Origin of the sequence: Saccharopolyspora hirsuta (assembly GCF_008630535.1) — a bacterium.
Lineage (GTDB): Bacteria > Actinomycetota > Actinomycetes > Mycobacteriales > Pseudonocardiaceae > Saccharopolyspora > Saccharopolyspora hirsuta.
In genome coordinates this window covers 74,564-96,795 of sequence record NZ_VWPH01000017.1, presented here as the reverse complement: position 1 = coordinate 96,795, position 22,232 = coordinate 74,564, and the positions used below count along the sequence as shown (strand labels likewise).

Genomic DNA, 22,232 nt, shown 5'->3' with positions numbered 1-22,232 from the left:
GATCGACTCAAGCAATGCGCCGTAGCTCACCTGTTCGAGTCATGACCAGCGAAGATGATCACCCGGAGGGACGAATCGAACACCGGGTGACCGGACCGCCACCCCGACGGCACGCCAGGAAGGACCGCACCCCGCGGACCGGTTAGTGTTCGGCCGTGACCGCCGCGCCCTCACCCCGCTGTGACCGGATCGCCGAGCTGACCACCGACCAGCTCCGGGCCCGCCTGCCCGAGGCCCTGCAGATCTACGTGACCGCGATGGGCTACCCGCCCACCACCGCCCAGCAGCGCGCCCCGATGTGGTCGGCGCACATGCTGCGCGCCGGGTGGCGCTGCATCGGCGCGTTCAGCGAGCAGGACGAGCTCATCGGCATCGGCTACGGCTACCTCGGCGCCCCCGGCCAGTGGTGGCACGAGCAGGTCCGCCGCGGCCTGCTGAGCAGCGGCGCCGAGATCGGCGACTGGCTGGACGACTACTTCGAGCTGACCGAGCTGCACGTGCACCCGGCCGGTCAGGGCGCCGGGGTCGGCGAGGAGATCCTGCGCCACCTGCTGACCGGCGCCCCGGGCAGCAAGGTCCTGCTGTCCACCCCGGAGGGCCCGACGCGCGCGTGGCGGCTGTACCGCCGGGTCGGCTTCACCGACGTGCTGCGCAACTACCGGTTCACCGGCGATCCGCGCCCGTTCGCCGTGCTCGGCCGCCCGCTGCCGCTCGAGCCGCGCTGACCGCTCGGGCATCCGGGGCAAAATCCGAGAATCCTTCACGAAATCCTTGCCCGCGCCACCTGTGATCGTCTTCACTGCGGTGCAGACGACGGGTGGAGGTGCCGATGGGCCGAGTGGGACTGCTCCGCAGGGCGAGCGGGGTCGCGTTGTCGGTGTTGGTCGGGTTCTCGCTGGGAGCCGCCCCGGCGGTGGCCGACGAACCCGAGTACCAGCACTACGTCGCCCTGGGCGACTCGTTCACCTCCGGTCCGCTGATCCCGTGGATGCGGCTGGACCCGCTGCTGTGCGGCCGGTCCACGAACAACTACCCGGCGCTGCTGGCGCGCGAGCTCGAACCCGCGAAGTTCACCGACGTCAGCTGCGGCGGCGCGGACACCACGGACATGAGGAGCGCCCAGGACTGGTACTCCGGCCCGCAGCTCGACGCGCTGACCGCGGAAACGGACCTGGTCACGCTGGGCATCGGCGGCAACGACTTCGGCGTCTTCGGCGACGCCATCGCCACCTGCTCGGCCCTGCGCGCCACCGACCCGGTCGGATCGCCGTGCCGCGAGCACTTCGCCGTCGACGGCGGCGACGACCTCAAGCGGCGCATCGAGCTCACCGGGCACCGCGTCGCGGAGGTCGTGCGGGACGTCCAGGAGCGCTCGCCGCAGGCCCGGGTCCTGGTCATCGGCTACCCGCGCATCGTGCCGGAGAGCGGGTACTGCCCGGACATCATCCCGATCGCCGACGGCGACTACCGCTACGCCGACGAGATCGAGCAGGAGCTCAACGCCGCGATCGCCGACGCCGCTCAGCGCACCGGCGTCACCTTCGTCGACACCTACGGCCCGTCGCTGGGCCACGACGCCTGCGCCACCGGCGGCGCGGCCTGGATCAACGGCCAGCACCTGAGCCCGGTCGCGGCGCCGTACCACCCGTTCGCCTCGGCGATGGCCGCGCAGGCCAGCATCATCGCGGACGTCCTGGACGGCGAGACCCCGGACGTCGCCGCGGCCGAGCGAGCAGCCGAACGCGCCGCCGAGGACGCCGCCCGCCAGGCCGAGCAGGCCGACCCGAGCCAAGCCGCGGCCCGCGCCCAACTCGCCGAGCACCCGACCTGGTGAACGGTGCGGGGCACCCGCGGTCATGAGTGCCCCGCACCGCCTCAGAGGCGGGCGAGCTGCTCGCGCAGGGTGTCCAGCCCCATGCCGCCCATGCGCAGCGCCGTCGTGTGGAACTCCTTGACGTCGAAGTTCGCGCCGTGGCGCTGCTTGGCCTCGTCGCGGGCCGCGCGCCAGAGGCGCTCGCCGAGCTTGTACGACGGGGCCTGGCCGGGCCAGCCCAGGTAGCGGTCGATCTCGTCGCGGACGTGGTGCGGGTCGGTGATCGTGCGGTTCAGCATGAACTCCAGGCCCAGCTCCGGCGTCCAGCGCTCGCCCTCGTGGAACCCGGTGCCCGCCGGGATCTCCAGCTCCAGGTGCATGCCGATGTCGACGACCACGCGCGCCGCGCGGAACAGCTGGTCGTTGAGCATGCCCAGCAGGTCGCCGTCGTCCTGGAGGTAGCCCAGCTCGCGCATCAGGCGCTCGGCGTAGAGCGCCCAGCCCTCGCCGTGCCCGGAGACGAAGCAGGCCAACCGCTGGAACTTGTTCAGCCGCTGCGCCTCGTGCACCGCGGTCGCCACCTGCAGGTGGTGCCCGGGGACGCCCTCGTGGTACACGGTGGACACCTCGCGCCAGGTCGGGAAGTCCTCCTTGTCCGCGGGCACCGACCACCACATCCGGCCGGGCCGGGAGAAGTCGTCGGTCGGTCCGGTGTAGTAGGCGCCGACCCCGCCGCCCGGCGGGGCGATCCGGCACTCCAGCCGCATCAGGGCGTCCGGGATGTCGAAGTGCTTGCCGCGCAGGTCCTGCAGCGCCTGGTCGGACAGCCGCTGCATCCACTCCTCGAAGGCCCGCTGGCCGCGCACCTGGTAGCGCGGGTCGGCGTCGAGCGCCGCCGCGGCCTCGGCCAGCGTCGCGCCCGGCTTGATCCGGTTCGCGATCTCCTTCATCTCGGCCTCGATGCCGGCGAACTCCGCCCAGCCCCACTCGTAGGCCTCGCGCAGGTCCAGCCGGGCGCCGGTGAAGTACCGCGACCACAGCCGGTACCGCTCCTCGCCGACAGCGTCCTTCTTCGGCGCCTTCGGCAGCAGCTCGCCGCGCAGGAAGTCGGCGAGCCCGGCGTAGGCCTCGGCCGCCGACTCCGCCACCGCGTCGAGGTCGCGGCGCAGCGACTCGTCCACGCCCTCGGCGCGCGCCACCATCGCCGCGAAGAACGACTGCCCGCCGCGACCGGACCAGGTGTCGCACTGCTCGGCGACCTTGGTGACCTGCCGCGCCGCCGACACGTTGCCGTCCGCGGCCGCCGCCAGCAGACCGGCGCGCAGCCCCAGCAGCGCCTCGGGCATCGCCGAGAGGCGGCGGGCGATGGTGCGCCAGTGCTCCGGGGTGTCGGTCGGCATCAGGTCGAAGACCTGCCGCAGCTCCTGCGCCGGGGAGGCGATCACGTTCAGCGCGGACATGTCCGCGCCGATCTCGTGCAGCTCCAGGTCCAGCCCCACCCGTTCGGCGAACACCGCCTGCGCGATGCGCTCCGAGTCGTCGCGCGGCTCGGCGGCCCGCACCGCCGCCAGGCTGCGACTGGCCAGCTCGGCGCGGGCGCGGTGCCCGTCCGGCGAGTAGTCGGTCAGTTCTTCTTCCCCACCTGGCACACCCAGGTACGTCGCGGCGATCGGGTCGAGCGCGGCCAGCTCGTCGACGAACCGGTCGCTGATCTCGTGCACGCCGTCGTGGTCAACTCCCATGCCCGCCACGCTATCGCGGGCGACCGGCCGGCACGCACTGCGACGAAGGGGGTTTCGTGGTCGGCGAAATCGGCCTCCGGATGCGAAGATCGCCCGCGTGGAGGCCACGAAACCGCGCCGCCGCGCGGCATCGCTGCTGGTGCTGATCACCGTGCTCGGCACGCTGCTCAGCGGGTGCCTGCGCGTCAACGCCTCGCTGAACGTCTCCGGCGACGACCTGGTGTCCGGCGAAGTGCTGGTGGCCACCGAGACCCCGGACGGCCAGGTGCCGTTCGAGCTGCGCGCGCCGGAGGCGCTGGCAGACCGGGTGGAGGTCGTGCCGTTCCGCGGCGAGGGTCGCGTCGGCTCCCGGGTGTCCTTCCACGACCTGAGCTTCGCCGAGGTCGAGGAGCTGGCCGCCGCGCTGAGCCAGTCCGACTCCCGGTACCAGCTGAAGCTGTCCAGGTCGGGTTCGCTGGTGATCTTCGACGGCTCGGTGGACCTGACCCCGCTGGCCGACACCGACTCCGCGGTGGACCTGAAGATCAGCGCGCCGGGCGAGATCACCAACACCAACGGCCAGGAGTCGGCGGGCACCGTCAGCTGGACGCTGCAGCCGGGTGCGGTCACCCAGCTGTCGGCGATCTACCAGTACTCCAACTCCGCGGGCGGGGACTGGGTCGGCTGGGCGCTGCTGGTCGGCGCGCTCACCTTCATCGCGGCGGCGCTGGTGGCGGCGCTCGCCCTGCGCACCCACCTCCGCAACCGCGCCGAGCAGGACGCCTGACCCGGGGGTCAGAGGCCGAGGGCGGCCACCACCTGGCGCGTCGCCTTGGAGCGGTTGAGGGTGTAGAAGTGCAGTGCGGGGACACCTTCGGCGATCAGGCGCTCGCAGAGGCGGGTCACCACGTCCACCCCGGCCTGCCGGAACCCGGCCGGGTCGTCGGCCAGCGGGAGCAGCTGGTCGGCGATCGCCGACGGCACCGGCACCCCGGCCAGCTCGCCGAACTTCGCCAGCACCCGCGGCGTCGTGATCGGCATGACCCCGGGCAGCAGCGGTACGTCGCAGCCGCGCGCGGCCAGCCGGTCGCGCAGCCGCAGGAAGTACTCGGGTTCCAGGAACAGCTGGGCGATGGCGAACCCGGCACCGGCGCGGATCTTGCGGGCCAGGTGGTCGGCGTCGACGTCCAGGTCGGCCGAGCGCGGGTGCCCGTGCGGGAAGGCCGCCACGCCGACGCAGAAGTCGCCGAGCTCGCGGATCAGCCGCACCAGCTCCTCGGCGTACTCCAGCCCCTCCGGGTGGCGGACCCACTCGCCGTTCGGATCACCGGGCGGGTCGCCGCGGACGGCCAGCACGTTCTGCACCCCGGACGCGGCGTACCAGCCGATCACGTTGCGCAGCTCGGCCACCGAGTGGTCCACCGCGGTCAGGTGCGCCATCGGGGTCAGGGTGGTCTCCTGCGCGATGCGCCCGGTGGTGCGGATGGTGCGGTCCCGGCTGGAACCGCCCGCGCCGTAGGTCACCGACACGAACGCCGGGTCCAGCGGCTCCAGCTCGCGCACCGCCCGCCACAGGACGCGCTCCTCGGCGTCGTCTCGGGGCGGGAAGAACTCGACCGAGAAGGTCGTCCGCTCGGTGCGCAACCGGTCCACCACTGCCATGCGGCCCAGCATAGAAGCCTGTCTGACGAACTCGTCTTGCGTGGCGGTGCCGGTGGCGGAACCTCAGCGCCCGCCTGGCTGTGGGTGCCCAGCCTTATGTATGCCAATACACGGCGGCTGGGCCGTCCTCGCCGGAAGGAACCCCAGAGGGGTGGGCACCGTGAACCCGCGGCGGTGCCGGTTGCGAAGGTGGGCTAAGCGGCTTCGCCGCTTCAAAGACAGTGAGGAATTGGCTACGCTCCGGAGTCTTCCCAATGACTGGGAGCTAACCGGTAGCCCGGGAGGTCCAAGCCGGATGGCATCGCGGAGGATGGAGGCGTGCCCCCATCACATTCGGTTACCGCGCAAGCAACCAGCCAGGACACCGTCGTGGAGTCGAACCTTCCCGATCAGGTCCAGCAGAAGCTGACCGAATTCCTGCAGTCCCGCCGCGTCGAGGCCGACGACCTCGATCCGGCATTCGGGGCTGCGGTGGCCGAGCTGGCCGGTTTCGTGCTCAACGGCGGCAAGCGCATCCGCCCCACGTTCGCCTGGTGGGGTTGGCGCGCCGGTGGCGGCGGCGACCGGGGCCCGGCCGCGGTGGCGATGCTGCGCGCGGCCAGCGCCCTGGAGCTGATCCAGGCCTGCGCGCTGGTGCACGACGACCTCATCGACGAGTCCGACACCCGGCGCGGCAACCCGACCGTGCACCGCAAGTTCGAGCAGATCCACCAGGAGTCCGGGTTCGCCGGGGCGGGCGCTCAGTTCGGCATGGCCAGCGCGGTGCTGCTCGGCGACCTGGCGCTGTCCTGGGCCGACGACATGCTGCACACCGCCGGGATCCCACCGACCGCGCTGAACCGCGCGCTGCGGCCGTGGCGCGCGATGCGCACCGAAGTGCTCGCCGGGCAGTACCTGGACGTGCTCGGCCAGGTCCGGGGCGACGAGACCCCGCAGGCGGCGCTGCGGATCTGCCAGCTCAAGTCCGCCTCCTACACGGTGCAGCGCCCGCTGGAGCTGGGTGCCGAGATCGCTGGCGCGAGCCCGGCGGCGCTGGACGCGCTGCGCCGGTTCGGCTCCGACATCGGCGTCGCCTTCCAGCTGCGCGACGACCTGCTCGGGGTCTTCGGCGACCCCGCCGTGACCGGCAAGCCCGCGGGTGACGACCTGCGCGAGGGCAAGCGGACCGTGCTGATCGCCGAGGCCACGGCCACCGCCCGCGAGCGGGGCGACCAGCAGGCCCTGGACCTGCTGCACGACGTCCTCGGCGACCCAGAGCTGGACGAGCAGCGCGTCGAGCGGGCGCGGCAGGTGCTCACCGAGCTCGGCGCGGTGGCGGCCGTGGAGCAGCGGATCACCGATCTGACCGGATCGGCGCTGCTCGCGCTGCACGGCGCGGACCTGGCCGAGCCCGCCGCGTCGCGGCTCGCCGAGCTGGCCGTCGCCGTCACCGACCGCACCCGCTGATGCGCACCACCACCGGCCGCAGCGACCACGTCCTGGTGCTCGGCGCCGGGCTCGCCGGGCTCGCCACCGCGCTGCACCTGGCGGGGGCCGGGCGGCGGGTGACGGTGGTGGAGCGCGCACCGCTGCCGGGCGGCCGCGCCGGGCTGCACCGGCTGGACGGCTACCGCATCGACACCGGCCCGACGATCCTGACCATGCCGGAGCTGGTCGACGAAGCGCTGCACGCGGTCGGCGACTCGCTGGCCGACCGCCTCGACCTGGTGCCGCTGCACCCGGCGTACCAGGCGCGCTTCGCCGACGGCTCGGTGCTGGACGTGCACACCGACGCCGAGGCCATGGAGCAGGAGGTCCGGCGCTTCGCCGGGCCCGCGGAGGCGGCCGGGTACCGGCGGCTGCGGCGCTGGCTGACCGAGGTGTACCGGGCGGAGATGCACCGGTTCATCGACGCCAACTTCGACTCGCCGCTGGACCTGGTGTCACCGGAGCTCGCCCGGCTGACCGCGCTCGGCGGCTTCGGCCGCCTGGGGCCGGCGATCGCCCGCTTCCTGAACGACGAACGGCTGCGCCGGGTGTTCTCGTTCCAGGCGCTCTACGCCGGTCTCGACCCGCGCCGCGCGCTCGCGCTGTACGCGGTCATCTCCTACATGGACACCGTCAACGGCGTCTGGTTCCCCCGCGGCGGGATGCACGCGGTGCCTCAGGCCCTCGCCGACGCGGCCGCGGACGCGGGCGTCGTGTTCCGCTACAGCACCGAGGTCACCGACCTGGAGCGGCGCGGAGACCGGATCGTCGCCGCGCGCACCTCGGCCGGGGAGCGCATCAGCGCCGACGCGTTCGTGCTCACCCCGGACCTGCCGGTGGTGCACCGGCTGCTCGGGCACCGGCCGCGACGGCGGCTGCGCTGGTCTCCCTCGGCCGTGGTGCTGCACGCGGGCACCACGCGCAGCTGGTCCGACGCGCACCACACGATCTCCTTCGGCGCGGCCTGGGACCGGACGTTCACCGAGATCATCCGCGACGGCGCGCTGATGACCGACCCGTCGCTGCTGGTCACGCGGCCGACCACGACCGATCCGGGGCTGGCCCCGGCGGGTCGCGAGCTGCACTACGTGCTCGCGCCGTGCCCGAACCTGGCCACCGGCCAGCTCGACTGGGACCGCATCGGCCCCGCCTACCTGGAGGAGCTGCTGCGCACCTTGGAGCGCCGCGGCTTCACCGGCTTCGGCAGCTCGATCGAGGTGCAGGAGCTGATCACGCCCGCGGACTGGGCGGCCCAGGGGCACGCCGCCGGGACGCCGTTCTCCGCCGCGCACACCTTCCCGCAGACCGGCCCGTTCCGGCCCCGGAACCTGGTCCGCGGCCTGGGCAACGTGGTGCTCGCCGGTTCCGGGACCACCCCGGGAGTCGGCGTACCACCGGTTTTGCTCTCGGGGAAGCTCGCAGCTCAGCGCATCACGGGGTCGTGAGCGGCGATGGCGGTGACCACCGCCGCTCACGACCGCTCTTGTGGCTCTTTTCTTGAGACGCCCTCGCAGCTCGCACCGCCGCAGGTTCTCAGCGTTCGCCTGGCGAGGACGGCCCAACTGCCGTGTATTTGGCATACATAAAGTTGGGCACCCGCAGTCCAGGCGGGCGCTGAGGTTCCGCTACCGGCACCGCCACGCAGAACGAGCCCGGGGACAGGCTTCTCAGAAGCCCATCGCCTGGGCGCGGCGCTTGACCTCCCGACCCCGGTCGCCGCGGAGGGCGTCGATCGGGGTTCCCGGCAGCGAGTCGTCCGGGGTGAACAGCCAGCGGAGGATCTCGTCCTCGTGGTAACCGGCATCCCGGAGCAGGGTGATCGTGCCGGGCAGGCCCTTCACGATCTCGTCGCCGGCGAGGAACGCGGCGGGCACGCCGAGCACGGCGTCGCGGCGCAGGGCCAGCAGATGTCCATCACGAATCAGTTGGTGCACCCGGGTCACGGAACGCCCGAGCCGTTCGGCCACGGCGTCCAGCGGAACGACCTCCACATCGGGAGCGAGCACATCCGGGGCAGCGGGGATCGCACTCACGCTGCACACCTTGCCACATCGCGGGGTCCGACGCCGAGCACCGCCCGGCCGGAGATCGTCGCGGCCCGGCCTACGATCAAGATCATGACCCATCCCGCCACCTGGCACCGGCGCGTCGTCCGCACCTGCCACAATCGGGTTGGAAAGGTTACCCGGCGGTTGGCGGACGATGACTTCTGAGACACGGCGAGGACGCGGCGCGAGCCTCGTCGGAGCCATGCTCGAACGCCGGTACCGGGTCGACGCGCTGATCGCCCGCGGTGGCATGTCCACCGTCTACCGGGGCCTGGACACCCGGCTGGACCGCCCGGTGGCGATCAAGGTCATGGACGCGCAGTACTCCGGCGACCGGTCCTTCGTGGAGCGCTTCGAGCGCGAGGCCCGGGCCGCGGCGAAGCTGCACCACCCCGACATCGTGGCCGTCTACGACCAGGGCGTGGACCACGGTGCCGACGAGGACCACGTCTTCCTGGTGATGCAGCTGGTCGAGGGCTGCACGCTGCGCGACCTGATCATGGACCGGGGCGGGCGGCTGCCGCTGGCGATGGCGCTGAGCGTCGTCGAGCCGGTGCTCTCCGCGCTGGAGGCCGCGCACCGGGCGGAGATGGTGCACCGCGACGTCAAGCCAGAGAACGTGCTGATCGGCACCGACGGCTCGGTCAAGGTCGCCGACTTCGGGCTGGTCCGCGCGGCCGCCGAGGCCGGGACGACCAGCGGCAGCGTCATCCTCGGCACCGTCGCCTACCTCTCCCCCGAGCAGGTCACCACCGGTGCCGCCGACGCGCGCACGGACGTCTACGCGGCCGGGATCGTGCTCTACGAGATGCTCACCGGTCGGCCGCCCTACGTCGGCGACACTGCGCTCTCGGTGGCCTACCGGCACGTCAACGACGACGTGCCGCCGCCGGTCGAGCTGGTCCCCGACCTCCCACCGGCCATCAACGACCTGGTGGTGCGCGCCACCCGCCGCGACCCGGCGCAGCGCCCGCAGAGCGCCGAGGCGTTCCTCGCCGAGGTGCAGCGGGCGCGCGCCGAGCTCGGCATCTCGCTGGTCCCGGTGCCGGTCCCGGAGTCCGCCGAGAGCACCACCCTGATGCCCGCCATCAGCGACGACCCGCCGACCGCGCAGATCCCGGCCGTCCAGGACGCGCCGCCGCCGCCCGCGCCGCCGCAGCGGACCCGGGCGATGCTGCGCCCGGCCACCGGCGACGACGACTACACGCAGGAGATGGCGCCGGTCCCGGCCGGACCGGTCCGCGAGCGCCAGCGGGGACGGCGGACCGTCGCGGTGTGGACCGCGATCGTCCTCGTGCTGGCCGCCCTGGTGGGCGGTGCGGCGTTCTGGCTGGGCATGGGCAGCTACGTGAAAGTGCCCAAGCTCGCCGGCGAGACGGAGGCGACCGCGCAGCAGGCGCTCACCACCGCCGACCTGACCGGCAACGTGACCCGGGAGCACGACAACGCGGTGCCGGAAGGCATCGTGATCAGCTCCAACCCCGGCGAGGGCGCGCAGGTGCGCACCGGCAGCACCGTCGACCTGGTGGTGTCGCTGGGCAAGCCGAAGGTGCCGAACATCGCCGAGGGCACCCCGCTGGCCGAGGCCGAGAGCATCATCCGCAACGCGAAGCTGCAGCCCAAGCACGACGAGTCCGCCGACCAGTTCCACACCAGCGTGCCGGAGGGGCGGGTCATCAGCGTCGACCCGGCGCCGGGCACCCCGGTGAACATCAGCGGCGAGGTGACGCTGATCGTCAGCAAGGGGCCGCCGCCGGTCCCGGTGCCCGACGTGCGCGGGATGAGCCGCGACGACGCCTTCGCCACCCTGAGCAACGCCGGGTTCGAGCCCTACGACCTGGGGCAGGAGTTCAACTCCGACGTCGATGCCGGGCACGTCATCCGCACCGATCCGGAGACCGGCACCGAGGTCCGGCTGGTCGGCAGGCCGCGGGTCGGGGTGCTGGTGTCGAACGCGGTGACGGTGCCCAGCTTCACCGGGGGCACCGTCGAGGACGCCCAGCGGCAGGCCCAGGAGCTGGGGCTGCAGCTCGAGGTCAGCGCCCTCTTCCACCGGGAGGGCATGACGATCCTGACCCAGTACCCGTTCGGCGGGGCGCGCGTGCAACCCGGCAGCACGATCCACGTCACGGCGTTCTGATGTGATCCTGATCTCCATCGGGTTGCGTAACGTTTTCCCGATGTGGGATCTACCTGCGGCTACTGGGCCGCCGGAGCTCACCCGATCGGTGGCTGCGCGGCGGATCTCTCCTGGTCACAGGTGGCGCGAGGGGCGGTTGTGGAAATATTGGGGGCACGATGCCCCCGAGTGTTTCCACCGAGTCGGCACCCGACTGGTCCGAGCGGACCAACAACACGACAGCCGACCAGGCCAGCGGCGGACGGCGCGAGAGCCGCCCGCTGCCCTTGCGCACCATCGCACTGGGCGCGATCGGCTCGGTGCTGCTGCTGATCGGTTCCTTCGGGGCCGGTGGAACCCTCGTGCACGACCCGGTCCTGGGCACCGGCCCGCTGTCGGTGCTGCGCTACGGGCACGGCCGCGACGTCGCGGTCACCGTCGTCTACCTCGGGTTCGCGCTGCTGGTGTGGGCGTGGGTGCGGCTCGGCCGCGGCGTGCTGGCACACCTGGTGACCTCCCGCGGCGTGCTGTGGGCGACGGTCGCCTGGCTGGCGCCGATGCTCGTCGCCCCGCCGCTGTTCACCCGCGACGTCTACAGCTACCTGGGACAGGGGCTGCTCGCGCTGCACGGCCTCGACCCCTACGGCGTCGGCCCGTCCGCGCTCACCGGCCCGATCCCGGAGAACGTGCACCCGACCTGGCAGACCACGCCCGCGCCGTACGGGCCGCTGTTCATGAGCGTGGCCAAGGGCGTGATCCTGCTGGCCGGGCACGACATCATCGCCAGCGTCGTCGTGATGCGCCTGGTGCTGCTGGGCGGTCTGGTGATGCTGATCTGCGCGCTGCCCGGCCTGGTGCGCCACCTCGGCGGTCGGCTGCCGGTCGCGCTGTGGCTGGTCGCGGCCAGCCCGATGACGGTGGTGCACCTGGTGGGCGGCCCGCACAACGACATGCTGATGATCGGGCTGCTGTCGGTCGGCACGCTGCTGGTGCTGGAGGGCCGCCACGTCAGCGGGATCGCGCTGGCCTCGGCGGCGATGGCGATCAAGGCCACCGCCGGGCTGGCGCTGCCGTTCCTGGTGTGGATCTGGGCGTCCCGGCTGACCGGCCCGCTGTGGCGGCGGTTCCTGCGCGCGGTGTTCCCCGCGGTCGGGATCTTCGCGGTGGTCTTCGGCGCGTGCACCCTGCTGGCCAAGGTCGGTTTCGGCTGGCTGTCGGCGCTGTCGGCACCGGGCATGATCGTCAACTACCTGTCCGCGCCGACCGCCGTGGGGCAGGCGGTGCACAGCCTGGTCTCGCTGTTCGGCGAGACCAACATCTGGCCGTTCGTGGGCACCACCCGCACCCTCGGCTCGTTCCTGCTGGTGGCGATCCTGGTCTGGAACTGGTGGCGGGCGCGCGAGGGCGGCCCCGAAGCGGTGCGCCGAGCAGCGATCGTCCTGTGCTTCGGTGCCTTCCTGTCCCCGGTCCTGCTGCCCTGGTACACGACCTGGGGCCTCGCGCTGGGCGCGGCGTTCGCCTGGACCCCGCGAGCCCTGTCGTACGTGGTCGGAGCGTCGATCGCCCTGGTCCTGGCGTACTACCCGGACGGCGAGCAGGCCATGTACAACTGGCCGTTCGTCGCGGTGGGCATCGGCGCCGCGGTCCTCGGCGCGCTCTCCCTGGTCCGCTACGACCCGCTGGGCCTCAGCGAGGCGTTCGGCCGACTGTCGCGGACACCGCTCGCAGCGCGCCGATAGCGGCCTCGACCGCAGTCACCCCGGACAGATCCCGGTGGTGCACCAGGAACAGGGATCGGTGCTGCTCCGGCGTCACGGAGGCAACCCGGACCCCGGGGTCTTGGAACGCGGTCAGCGCGAGCTGCGGCAGCAGCGCCACGCCCAGCCCGGCCGCCACCAACGCCTGTGCGACCACGTAGTCGTCCGTGTCGTGGTGGATCTCCGGGTCGAAACCGGCCGCCCGGCACGTGTCGACGAGGTGCGCGGTGCACGATTCGCACCCGCCGATCCACCGCTCGTCGCGCAGCGCCGTCAGCTCCACCGCAGCGGCTCGGTGCGGGCCGTCGACGGGCAGGACGACGCGGAGCTGTTCCGTCCCGAGCGGCAGCCAGACCAGGTCCGGATCGTGCTCCGGGGCGCTGTGGGTGAAGACCATCGCCAGTTCGGCGCCACCGGTGGACACCAGCCGGATCGCGGCCGGTGGCTCGGCTTCGTGCAGCCGCACGGTCAGGCCGGGGTGCTCCGCGCGCAACGCGGTGAGGGCTGCTGGGACCAGGGTCGGCGAGGCCGACGGGAACGCGGCCAGCCGCAGCGTGCCGGTCCGCAGCTCGACCAGCTCGGCCAGGTCCTCCTCCGCTGCGCGCAACCGGGCCGCGATCGCCTCGGCGTGCCGGGCGAGCACCTGCCCCGCTTCGGTGAGCCGCACCCCGCGCGGATGGCGCAGCACCAGCGCGGTGCCCACCTGCCGTTCCAGCCGACGCAGGTGCTGGCTGACCGCCGGTTGGGTCCAGCCGAGCGCGCGCGCCGCCGCGCCGAGCGAACCGGCCTGTGCGATCTCCCGGAACACCATCAAGCGCTGCGCGTCCACCCCCCAAGTCTCCCTTGGGCCGGTGCCAAGCAAGACCCGGCTACCGCCAGCTCCGACATCCGCCGAGGCTTGACGAGATCGTTCGACCGCTGCACGGCAAGGAGGGCGCATGCGGACCATCGGGATGCTCGGCGGGATGAGCTGGGAATCCTCGGCCGAGTACTACCGACTGCTCAACGAGGGGAGCCGCCACCGGCTCGGCGGGCACCGCACGGTGCCGAGCGTGCTGCTCAGCGTCGACTTCGCCGAAGTCGTCGCCATGCAGGAGGCCGGGGCGTGGTCGCGAGCGGGCTCGTTCCTGGCCGACGCCGCCCGGCGGGTGCAGCAGGCCGGAGCCGATCTGATCGTGCTCTGCACCAACACCATGCACCAGGTCGCGGAGGCCGTCGAAGAAGCCGTCGACGTGCCGTTCGTGCACATCGTGGACGCCGCCGCGCAGCGGATCGCGGCCTCCGGGTGCGAGAAGGTCGGGCTGCTGGGCACCCGCCACACGATGGAGCTCGACTTCTACCGGGCCAGGATGCGCGACCGGCACGGCATCGAGGTCGTGGTGCCGACCGAACCCGACCGCACCCTGGTGCACGACGTCATCTACCGCGAGTTGACCCGCGGCCGCGTCGAGGACAGCTCGCGCGAGCAGTACGTCCGGGTGATCCGGGAGCTCGCTGACCGTGGCGCCGAGGCGGTGGTCCTGGGCTGCACGGAGATCACGCTGCTGGTCGGCCAGCAGGACAGCCCGCTGCCGCTGTTCGACTCCACCCGCCTGCACGTCGAGCACGCCCTCGACCTCGCGCTCGGCTGAGGAACCGGTCCGCAGCAGAAGGGCCCCGGGAACCGCGTGGGTTTCCGGGGCCCGTTCGAGCAGCCGTCGTTCAGCCGCGGAGCATCTCCGCGACCAGGAACGCCAGTTCCAGCGACTGCTGGGTGTTCAGGCGCGGGTCGCAGGCCGTCTCGTAGCGGCCCGCGAGGTCGGCGTCGGAGATCTCCTGCGCGCCGCCCACGCACTCGGTGACGTCCTCGCCGGTCAGCTCCACGTGGATGCCGCCGGGGTGGGTGCCGAGCCGGTGGTGGACCTCGAAGAAGCCCTGGACCTCGTCCACGATCCGGTCGAAGTGGCGGGTCTTGTAACCGGTGCTGGCCTCGTGGGTGTTGCCGTGCATCGGGTCGCACTGCCAGATCACCTGGTGGCCGGAGGCGGTGACCTTCTCCACGATCGGCGGCAGCACGTCGCGCACCTTGCCGTTGCCCATCCGGCTGATCAGGGTGAGCCGACCCGGCTCGTTGTTCGGGTCCAGCCGCTCGACGTACTCCACGGCCTGCTCCGGCGTGGTGCCGGGGCCGATCTTGAGGCCGATCGGGTTGGAGATCAGCTCGGCGAAGGCGATGTGCGCGCCGTCGAGCTGGCGGGTCCGCTCGCCCACCCACAGGAAGTGGCCGGACAGGTCGAACAGGCGCGGCTGGTCACCGGTGGTGTCCAGGCGCAGCATGGCGCGCTCGTAGTCCATCACCAGCGCCTCGTGGCTGGCGTAGAACTGCACCGAGTGCAGGCTGGAGTCGTCGACGCCGCAGGCCGCCATGAAGCGCAGCCCGCGGTCGATCTCGGCGGCCACCGACTCGTAGCGCTCCCCCGCCGGGGAGTTGAGCACGAAGTCCTTGTTCCAGTCGTGCACCTTGGTCAGCGCGGCCATCCCGGCGCTGGTCAGGGCGCGGGACAGGTTCATCGCGGCGCTGGCGTTGGCGTAGGCGCGGATCAGCCGCGACGGGTCGTGGCGGCGCGCCTCCTCGGTGGCCACCAGCGAGTTGATCATGTCGCCGCGGTAGGACGGCAGGCCGAGCGCGTCGGTGTCGCTGGACCGCGGCTTGGCGTACTGCCCGGCGATCCGGCCGAGCTTGACCACCGGCATGCTCGCGCCGTAGGTCAGCACCACGGCCATCTGCAGCAGGGTGCGGATGTTGCCGCGGATGTGCGGCTCGGTGTTGTCCGCGAAGGTCTCCGCGCAGTCGCCGCCCTGCAGCAGGAAGGCCTCCCCCCTGGCGACCGCCGCCAGGTGCTGGCGCAGCTGGTCGACCTCGGAGGGGACGGTCACCGGAGGAACGCTCTCCAGCACCTTCCGGACGTTGTTCGCCTGTTCCTGGTCCGGCCACTTGGGCTGCTGGGCAGCGGGGCGGGCCAGTGCGTCGTCGAGCCGGGCGCGCATCTCGGGCGGCAGCGGCGGCAGTTCGGGCAGGTCATCCACGGGGACGTCGACGGTCCAGTTCACGTTCCCAGAATAGGCGGTCAGCGCCAGTCCCTTTACTCCGGGAAGCCCGTCCCACGATGCGGAAGCCCAGCCGGGCTCGATTCAGTAGCCGCCGCCGAGCTTGCGGTGGTCCCAGCTGATCGCGCGGGTCGGGGTGAACCGCAGGCCGACCCGCTTGGCGGCCTTCGCCCGCAGGGCGGCGCGGGCCTGCTCGTCGCGGAAGTTCAGCGGGGACGCCGTGCCGTAGCGCACGGCCAGCCCCAGCCCGATCCGCTCCACGTCCTCGGCCGACTCGAGCAGCTCCACGTCGCACTCCAGCGACACCCCGCGCAGCTCGGCGTACTCGGTCCCGGTCTCCAGCAGCAGCGTGGCGCGCGGGTCGCGGCGCAGGTTCAGCGTCTTCTGCGAGCGCGCGTAGGACCACACCTCGATCACCGGCCCGTCGTGGACGAACCACATCGGCACCAGGTGCGGTCGCCCGTCGGCCTTCACCGTGGCCAGCACCACGACCCGCCGCTGGTCGACGAACTCGACGATCTCCTCGTCGGACATGGTGATCTGGCCGCGCCGAGACATGAGCCGCTCCGTTCCTCCGCCGGTCCCGGCGATCTTGTTCCGACGCGACCCACCACGTCAACACCATCACGGACTGGACTCCGCCCCGGTGCGACGCGGGAGCGGCCGAGCTAGCTGGCCGCCTGCTTCTCGCGCTGCCACTCCGCCTCGACCGCGTCGGCGTCGTAGCCGACCGGCTCCCAGCGCTTGGCCAGCAGGGCCACCAGGCCCATCAGCGGGGCCAGCGCGATCACCCAGAACACGCCGCTGCCGAGGGCGGCGCTGAGCACCGGGAAGAAGAACAGCGCCAGGGTGGAGCCGACGCGCAGGGTGCCCTGGTTGAAGCCGATGCCGGTGCCGCGCATGTTCGTCGGGTAGCTCAGCGAGGCGAAGCTCATGAAGTGCGCACCCGGCCCGGAGGCCTGGGCGAACATGAACGCGCCCAGCGCGAAGATCGCGAACAGCACGTACGCGGTGGCCGAGGGCTTGCCGATCAGCGCCAGCACGACCAGCGAGGTCAGCTGCACCGCGAAGCCCAGGAAGGTCATCTTCCAGGCGCCGGTCCGGTTCGCCAGCCGGATGCCGAGCAGCCCGCCGGTGACCGCGAAGACCAGGTTGAGCACCAGCGATGCGGTGATGGTGTTCAGCGCGCCCTGGGCGAGGATGCTGGTGATGATGATCGGCAGGCCGTAGGCGACCGCGTTGTAGCCGAAGGTCTGGGCCAGGCCGATGGTCAGCGCCTGGATCGTGCGGCCGCGGTAGCGCGGCTCGAACAGCCTCGCGAAGTCGCGCAGCCCGCGGCGCTCGGCCTGCTTCTCGACCACCTCGGCGTCCGGGGCCACCACCGCGTTGACCCCGTAGGACTTGCGCAGGATCTGCGCGGCCCGCTCCAGGTCGCCCTGGTTCGCCGCCCAGGACGGCGACTCGTTCATGTACTTGTTGCGCACCAGCAGGATCACGATCGCCGGGACCGCGCCGAAGCCGACGGTGAACCGCCACAGCAGGTCGTGGTGCTGCTCGGGCAGCGCGAAGTACAGCCCCATGATCACCAGGTAGCAGGCGCTGGTGGCCACGTACCAGGCGGGCGACCAGGCGGCGGTGCGGGAACCCTTGCTGCCCTTGCCCTTCAGCCGGGAGAACTCGGCCAGGAAGGCCATGGCCACCGGGATGTCCATGCCGACGCCGAAGCCCATCAGGAACCGGAAGAGGATCAGGACCTCCATGTTCGGCGCGAGCGCGCAGCCGAGCGCGGAGACCACGAAGAACAGCATGTCGGCCATGAACACCCGGTAGCGGCCGAGCCGGTCCACCAGGATGCCGCCGAGCCAGGCGCCGAAGATCGCGCCGACGCTGATCGAGGCGGTGACCGCGCCCGCCCCGGCCGGGGACAGCCCGAACTGCTGCTTGATGTCGGTGATGCCGTAGGCCAGCGAGGTCAGGTCGTAGGCGTCGAGGAAGATGCCGCCGAGCGCCAGCAGCACGATCATCTTCGCGTGGCTGCCCCGCGCGGCACCCGAGTTGACCAGTTCGGTGACGTCCCGAGCCGAGCGGATGAGCACCTGCTCCCCACCGGCCACTGGTTGCGTGGACACTGCTTCCCCTTCGCGTCGAACGATCGTGCGCGGCGAAGGTGCGCGCAGGCGCGGCTCGGCCGCGTGCGCGGCCCCAACGCCCAGTCGCGAGGGATTAGCCTAACTGGTGGAACAGGTGCGTCCACATGCTGGAACAGGGTGCCGGTGGTCCGCGATTTCAATGGAAATCAGGCATGCGATTTCCATTGAAATCGCGGAAGGTCCGGACGCGCCCCGGCATGTCGCGGCCGACACGCCGGGGCCCGGCGGGACGGGGTCAGCCGAAGAGGACTTCGGCCTCGGCGTAGCGCTCCAGGGGAACCGTCTTGAGCTGCGCCGTCGCCTCGCGCAGCGGGACGCGGACGATGTCCGTGCCGCGGAGCGCGACCATCTTGCCGTAGTCGCCCTCGGTGATCGCGTCGATGGCGTGCAGGCCGAAGCGGGTCGCCAGGACCCTGTCGTACGCCGTCGGGGTGCCGCCGCGCTGCACGTGGCCGAGCACCACCGCGCGGGACTCCTTGCCGGTGCGCTTGGCGATCTCGTCGGCCAGCCAGGTCCCGACCCCGCCCAGCCGGACGTGCCCGAAGGCGTCGCGGTCGCCGGTGACCAGCAGCTCCTTGCCGCCCTCCGGCACCGCGCCCTCGGCGACCACGATGATCGGCGCGTACTGGCGCTCGAAGCGCTGCTCCACCCACTCGCAGACCTGGTCGACGCTGAACGGCTTCTCCGGCACCAGGATCACGTTGGCGCCACCGGCCAGGCCGGAGTGCAGGGCGATCCAGCCCGCGTGGCGGCCCATCACCTCCACCACCAGCGCGCGGTGGTGCGACTCCGCCGTGGTGCGCAGCCGGTCGATGGCCTCGGTGGCGATGTGCACCGCCGTGTCGAAGCCGAAGGTGTAGTCGGTGGCGTCCAGGTCGTTGTCGATCGTCTTGGGCACCCCGACCACCGGCACCCCGTCGTGGGTGAGCTGCTCGGCGACGCCGAGGGTGTCCTCGCCGCCGATCGCGATCAGCGCGTCCACCCGGTTCTCGGCGAGGGTGGCCTTGAGCCGGGCGATGCCGTCGTCGACCTTGTACGGGTTGGTCCGCGAGGATCCGAGGATGGTGCCGCCGCGGCTGAGGATGTCCTCGACGCGGTCCAGGGTGAGCGGCGTGGTCAGGCCCTCCACCGGGCCCAGCCACCCGCTGCGGAAGCCCAGGATCTCGTGCTGGTGCACGGAGATCCCCTTGCGGGTCACCGCCCGGAGCACCGCGTTGAGACCGGGGCAGTCGCCGCCCCCGGTGAGCACTCCGACACGCATTCCAGCGGGCATGGTTCTCGCCGCCTCCTCAGTGAGCCAGGTTGTGATCGAGGTCTCCCCCGGGCCCAGCCTGTCACGAACTGGATCGTTGCAGCAAGTAACCGCGTATTTACCACGCGCGGACCGGTGGTGGGAACGCCTGACGACCAGTGGCGAGGGCGAATGGGAATCCGCGCACGTCAGGCAAGCGGCGAAACCGCTGCCGGCGGTGAACAGCGACCGCGAAGTTGGGCACCCGGAGTCCAGGCGGGCGCTGAGGTTCCGCTACCCGCACCGCCACGCAGAACGAGCCTGGAACTGGTCCCTAGATCGCGAAGCCGCGCTTGCGGCGGACCTCTTCGATCACCTTCCAGCGCTCCAGGTTGTGCTTGGCGTCGGCGAGGGCGTCGTGGGCGTTCTCCGGGGCGGGCGGCAGCTTCGGCTTGCCGACGTCCTCCCAGCGCTGGCGGAGGTCCCGGGTGAACTTCGGGATCCGGGACGGCAGCATCGGCATCGCGCCCCACAGCTGGGCCAGCGCCACGTGGTCGTAGGCGGCGTACCAGGCCCACAGCTCGGGGTTCGAGCCGCGCGAGGTGAGGAAGCTGTAGAGGTCTTCGCGGATCCGGGCGCGGGAGCGCCAGCACGGGTCTGCGGGCGGCGGCAGCTGCGGCAGCACGTGCTGCCGGACCCAGGCACCGGCCCGCGAGGCGTCGAACTCGGTGGACACCGCGTAGAACTCGCGGCCGGACTCGTCGACCATCCCGATCGACACCAGCTCGATGGTCTGCCCGTCCTCGATGAACTCGCAGTCGTAGAAGAACCTCACCAGGTCAGCGTAGGTGCCGCCCCGGCGGGCTCCGGTCGCGGGCCGGTCAGCCCGCCTTCGACTCCGGCAGGCGGCCGCCCGGGCGGGTGGACTTCCAGCCCGCGATCTGCTTGCCCTGCGCGGTCATCTCGTCCTTGACCTTGGCCGCGTAGACGTCCACGTACTCCTGGCCGGACAGCTCCATCAGCGCGTACATGATCTCGTCGGTGATCGACCGCTCCACGAACCGGTCACCGGCCATCCCCTCGTAGCGGGAGAAGTCCAGCGGCGGGCCGACCTTGACCACGACCTTGTGCGGGTACCACATCTTCGAGCCGATCGGGTTGACCCGGTCGGTGCCGAACATCGCGATCGGGATCACCGGCGCACCCGACTCCAGCGCCATCCGCGCCACGCCGGTCTTGCCCTTGTACAGCCGACCGTCCGGCGAGCGGGTGCCCTCCGGGTAGACGCCGAGCAGCTTGCCCTCGCGGAGCAGGCGGACCCCGGTGTCCAGCGCGGCCTGCGCGGCGGCGCCGCTGGAGCGGTCGATGGGCACCTGGCCGACCCCGGAGAAGAAGTACTTCTTGAACTTGCCCTTCACACCCTTTCCGGTGAAGTACTCGCGCTTGGCCAGGAAGGTGACCCGGCGCGGCATCATCAGCGGCATGAAGAACGAGTCGGCGACCGCGAGGTGGTTGCTGACCAGGATCGCGCTGCCGGTGCTGGGCACGTGCTCGATGCCTTCGACCTTCGGACGGCAGAACAGCTTCATCAAGGGCCCGAGCAGAATGTGCTTCATCACCCAGTACAACACCGCGCCGCCGCCTCCCTGCCCAGCAAGATTCCGCTGCTCAGACTACGGAGCGCGCGCGACCCGCACAATGCGGTCGCGGCGATGGTGATCTAGTCGATCCCGCCCGCCCGGGATTCGGCCGTCCGCACCGCCGCCCGGAGACCCGACGAACCGCCGCGCTCCCGCATCCGCGAGGCCGTCCCGTTCGTCGGTCTCGCATGCGACCATGAAGCCGTACAGGCACGCCGACGCTTTGGGAGGCTGCAGTGCCCGTGCTCTCCGGCGCCGAACCGTTCGCGCACGACGGATCGGACGACATCGGCGTGCTGCTCTGCCACGGGTTCACCAGCACCCCGCAGAGCATGCGGACCTGGGGCGAGCACCTGGCCGCGGAGGGGTGCACCGTCCGCTGCCCGCTGCTGCCCGGCCACGGCACGCGCTGGCCGGACCTGAACCGGACCACCTGGCACGACTGGTACCGGGCGGTGGAGGACGAGCTCGCGGAGCTGCGCGGGCGGTGCTCGTCGGTGTTCGTCTTCGGCCAGTCCATGGGCGGCACGCTCACCCTCCGGCTGGCCCAGGAGCACCCGGACATCGCGGGCATCGTGCTGGTCAACCCGTCGGTGCTGACCGAGCGCAAGGCGGCGCGGCTGCTGCCGGTGCTCGGCCGGGTGTGGCCGTCGGTCGGCGGGATCCCCGGTGACATCGCCAAGCCCAGCGGGTTCGAGCTGGCCTACCAGCGGCTCCCGCTGCGGGCGATGGCGAGCCTGCAGCAGCTGTGGGGCGTCGTGCGCGCCGACCTGGGGCGGGTCCGGCAGCCGCTGCTGCTGTTCCGGTCCGCGGTCGACCACGTCGTCGAACCGGCGAACGCCGCGACCGTGCTGGACGGGGTGCGCAGCGAGGACCTCACCGAGGTCGTGCTGGCGGACAGCTTCCACGTCGCGACGTTGGACCACGACGCACCGCGGGTCTTCAGCGGTAGCGTCGAATTCCTGCAACGGATCCACCGCGATCGGGTCGAGGAAGTCGTATGAGCACGCGCCGCGACAGCGCCGACGGGCCGGAGGACATCGACGCGGCCTTCGCCGAGATCGTCGCCGACCTGGAGCGGGACGAGACCTTCGCGCGCTGGCCCGACGACCGGGAACCGGCCGACGAGGGCGAGCGGACCGAAGCGCCGCCCGCCGTCGGCCCGACCGCGGTCGCACCGGCCGAGAGCGGGCCGCGCGACTGGGCTCCGACGGCCGACGAGGAGGACGAGCACTACGTCCCGCCGGAGCCCCCGCCGCTGCCGACCCCGCGCCCGACGACCCTGATCGGCATCGCGGTGGTCGTGGTGGGCGTGCTGTTCGCGCTGGTCCCGGGCCTGGCGGGGCTGTCGAGCACGATCACCCTGCCGCTGGGCCTGGTCCTGATCAGCGGCGGCATCGGCTGGCTCCTGCTGCGCCTGCGCCAGCCCCCGCGCAGTTCCGACGACGACGGCGCCCAGGTCTGAGCTGGTCAGGTCTCGTGAGCACTTTCCGGTGCTATGGCCCCAGAAAGTGCTCACGGACCATCACCTGCGGAA

General features: G+C 72.0%; 20 protein-coding genes. 10 read left to right on the top strand and 10 right to left on the bottom strand.

What is annotated here, in order from left to right; all coding sequences use genetic code 11:
* Nucleotides 1-155: 155 nt before the first annotated feature.
* Both F1721_RS30300 and F1721_RS35445 read left to right on the top strand, forming a co-directional pair.
* A complete protein-coding gene (locus tag F1721_RS30300; protein ID WP_150070249.1) occupies nt 156-725 on the top strand; it encodes a GNAT family N-acetyltransferase in 570 nt (189 codons plus the stop codon).
* Between the two features lie 104 nt (nt 726-829).
* Nucleotides 830-1,834: an SGNH/GDSL hydrolase family protein gene (locus tag F1721_RS35445; RefSeq protein ID WP_150070248.1), complete on the top strand. Its 1,005-nt coding sequence runs from the start codon at nt 830-832 to the stop codon at nt 1,832-1,834.
* Between the two features lie 41 nt (nt 1,835-1,875).
* Here F1721_RS35445 and F1721_RS30290 read toward each other — a convergent pair whose 3' ends face one another.
* Nucleotides 1,876-3,555 (bottom strand): DUF885 domain-containing protein, encoded by a 1,680-nt coding sequence (locus F1721_RS30290; protein WP_150070247.1) that lies wholly within the window; start codon nt 3,553-3,555, stop codon nt 1,876-1,878.
* A 97-nt stretch (nt 3,556-3,652) separates the two neighbouring features.
* Between F1721_RS30290 and F1721_RS30285 the strand changes: the two genes are divergently transcribed.
* Nucleotides 3,653-4,321, top strand: a complete 669-nt coding sequence (locus F1721_RS30285; protein WP_150070246.1) for a DUF3153 domain-containing protein — start codon at nt 3,653-3,655, stop codon at nt 4,319-4,321.
* 8 nt (nt 4,322-4,329) lie between these two features.
* Here F1721_RS30285 and metF read toward each other — a convergent pair whose 3' ends face one another.
* Nucleotides 4,330-5,196 carry a methylenetetrahydrofolate reductase [NAD(P)H] gene (gene metF, locus F1721_RS30280; RefSeq protein WP_150070245.1) on the bottom strand — a complete coding sequence of 289 codons (867 nt, stop codon included), beginning with the start codon at nt 5,194-5,196 and terminating at the stop codon, nt 4,330-4,332.
* Between the two features lie 369 nt (nt 5,197-5,565).
* Between metF and F1721_RS30275 the strand changes: the two genes are divergently transcribed.
* Both F1721_RS30275 and crtI read left to right on the top strand, forming a co-directional pair.
* Nucleotides 5,566-6,642 (top strand): polyprenyl synthetase family protein, encoded by a 1,077-nt coding sequence (locus F1721_RS30275; protein ID WP_150070244.1) that lies wholly within the window; start codon nt 5,566-5,568, stop codon nt 6,640-6,642.
* The gene (crtI, locus tag F1721_RS30270) at nt 6,642-8,108 is read left to right on the top strand and encodes a phytoene desaturase family protein (protein WP_150070243.1); all 1,467 of its coding nucleotides are present in this window, start codon (nt 6,642-6,644) and stop codon (nt 8,106-8,108) included. Before F1721_RS30275 ends, crtI begins: the two co-directional genes overlap by 1 nt.
* Before the next feature lie 222 nt (nt 8,109-8,330).
* On the opposite strand, the gene F1721_RS30265 is transcribed toward crtI, so the two are convergent.
* Nucleotides 8,331-8,696, bottom strand: a complete 366-nt coding sequence (locus F1721_RS30265) for an Rv2175c family DNA-binding protein (RefSeq protein ID WP_211840694.1) — start codon at nt 8,694-8,696, stop codon at nt 8,331-8,333.
* A gap of 217 nt (nt 8,697-8,913) precedes the next feature.
* Between F1721_RS30265 and pknB the strand changes: the two genes are divergently transcribed.
* Together pknB and mptB are read left to right on the top strand one after the other, a co-directional pair.
* Nucleotides 8,914-10,851, top strand: coding sequence for a Stk1 family PASTA domain-containing Ser/Thr kinase (gene pknB, locus F1721_RS30260; RefSeq protein WP_246155397.1), 1,938 nt, complete (start codon nt 8,914-8,916; stop codon nt 10,849-10,851).
* Nucleotides 10,852-11,009: 158 nt separating this feature from the next.
* A complete protein-coding gene (gene mptB, locus F1721_RS30255; RefSeq protein ID WP_150070241.1) occupies nt 11,010-12,569 on the top strand; it encodes a polyprenol phosphomannose-dependent alpha 1,6 mannosyltransferase MptB in 1,560 nt (519 codons plus the stop codon).
* Here mptB and F1721_RS30250 read toward each other — a convergent pair.
* On the bottom strand, nt 12,517-13,416 hold the full coding sequence (locus F1721_RS30250; RefSeq protein ID WP_211840693.1) for a LysR family transcriptional regulator: 900 nt from the start codon (nt 13,414-13,416) through the stop codon (nt 12,517-12,519). The two genes, mptB and F1721_RS30250, sit on opposite strands and share 53 nt — an antisense overlap.
* Nucleotides 13,417-13,525: 109 nt before the next feature.
* Between F1721_RS30250 and F1721_RS30245 the strand changes: the two genes are divergently transcribed.
* A complete protein-coding gene (locus F1721_RS30245) occupies nt 13,526-14,218 on the top strand; it encodes an aspartate/glutamate racemase family protein (protein ID WP_150070240.1) in 693 nt (230 codons plus the stop codon).
* A 70-nt stretch (nt 14,219-14,288) separates the two neighbouring features.
* On the opposite strand, the gene F1721_RS30240 is transcribed toward F1721_RS30245, so the two are convergent.
* From F1721_RS30240 to F1721_RS30215, 6 genes are all read right to left on the bottom strand, one after another.
* A complete protein-coding gene (locus F1721_RS30240; protein ID WP_150070239.1) occupies nt 14,289-15,677 on the bottom strand; it encodes a class II 3-deoxy-7-phosphoheptulonate synthase in 1,389 nt (462 codons plus the stop codon).
* A gap of 81 nt (nt 15,678-15,758) precedes the next feature.
* On the bottom strand, nt 15,759-16,232 hold the full coding sequence (locus F1721_RS30235; protein ID WP_150070238.1) for a pyridoxamine 5'-phosphate oxidase family protein: 474 nt from the start codon (nt 16,230-16,232) through the stop codon (nt 15,759-15,761).
* A gap of 110 nt (nt 16,233-16,342) precedes the next feature.
* Nucleotides 16,343-17,803, bottom strand: coding sequence for an MFS transporter (locus F1721_RS30230; protein ID WP_150070237.1), 1,461 nt, complete (start codon nt 17,801-17,803; stop codon nt 16,343-16,345).
* A gap of 256 nt (nt 17,804-18,059) precedes the next feature.
* Nucleotides 18,060-19,085: a 6-phosphofructokinase gene (locus F1721_RS30225; protein WP_150070325.1), complete on the bottom strand. Its 1,026-nt coding sequence runs from the start codon at nt 19,083-19,085 to the stop codon at nt 18,060-18,062.
* Nucleotides 19,086-19,389: 304 nt separating this feature from the next.
* Nucleotides 19,390-19,890 (bottom strand): polyadenylate-specific 3'-exoribonuclease AS, encoded by a 501-nt coding sequence (locus F1721_RS30220; RefSeq protein WP_150070236.1) that lies wholly within the window; start codon nt 19,888-19,890, stop codon nt 19,390-19,392.
* 46 nt (nt 19,891-19,936) lie between these two features.
* Nucleotides 19,937-20,686 (bottom strand): lysophospholipid acyltransferase family protein, encoded by a 750-nt coding sequence (locus tag F1721_RS30215; protein WP_150070235.1) that lies wholly within the window; start codon nt 20,684-20,686, stop codon nt 19,937-19,939.
* 245 nt (nt 20,687-20,931) lie between these two features.
* On the opposite strand from F1721_RS30215, the gene F1721_RS30210 reads away from it, so the two are divergent.
* Together F1721_RS30210 and F1721_RS30205 are read left to right on the top strand one after the other, a co-directional pair.
* A complete protein-coding gene (locus F1721_RS30210) occupies nt 20,932-21,699 on the top strand; it encodes an alpha/beta hydrolase (protein WP_150070234.1) in 768 nt (255 codons plus the stop codon).
* On the top strand, nt 21,696-22,160 hold the full coding sequence (locus F1721_RS30205; protein WP_150070233.1) for a DUF308 domain-containing protein: 465 nt from the start codon (nt 21,696-21,698) through the stop codon (nt 22,158-22,160). Before F1721_RS30210 ends, F1721_RS30205 begins: the two co-directional genes overlap by 4 nt.
* Nucleotides 22,161-22,232: the final 72 nt, after the last annotated feature.

What these genes read in the sequence shown, in the direction of transcription:
- F1721_RS35445 (WP_150070248.1), top strand. Translation starts at nt 830, where the DNA reads ATGGGCCGAGTGGGACTGCTCCGCAGGGCGAGCGGGGTCGCGTTGTCG.
- F1721_RS30290 (WP_150070247.1), bottom strand. Translation starts at nt 3,555, where the DNA reads ATGGGAGTTGACCACGACGGCGTGCACGAGATCAGCGACCGGTTCGTC.
- metF (WP_150070245.1), bottom strand. Translation starts at nt 5,196, where the DNA reads ATGGCAGTGGTGGACCGGTTGCGCACCGAGCGGACGACCTTCTCGGTC.
- crtI (WP_150070243.1), top strand. Translation starts at nt 6,642, where the DNA reads ATGCGCACCACCACCGGCCGCAGCGACCACGTCCTGGTGCTCGGCGCC.
- pknB (WP_246155397.1), top strand. Translation starts at nt 8,914, where the DNA reads ATGCTCGAACGCCGGTACCGGGTCGACGCGCTGATCGCCCGCGGTGGC.
- mptB (WP_150070241.1), top strand. Translation starts at nt 11,010, where the DNA reads ATGCCCCCGAGTGTTTCCACCGAGTCGGCACCCGACTGGTCCGAGCGG.
- F1721_RS30245 (WP_150070240.1), top strand. Translation starts at nt 13,526, where the DNA reads ATGCGGACCATCGGGATGCTCGGCGGGATGAGCTGGGAATCCTCGGCC.
- F1721_RS30235 (WP_150070238.1), bottom strand. Translation starts at nt 16,232, where the DNA reads ATGTCTCGGCGCGGCCAGATCACCATGTCCGACGAGGAGATCGTCGAG.
- F1721_RS30225 (WP_150070325.1), bottom strand. Translation starts at nt 19,085, where the DNA reads ATGCGTGTCGGAGTGCTCACCGGGGGCGGCGACTGCCCCGGTCTCAAC.
- F1721_RS30205 (WP_150070233.1), top strand. Translation starts at nt 21,696, where the DNA reads ATGAGCACGCGCCGCGACAGCGCCGACGGGCCGGAGGACATCGACGCG.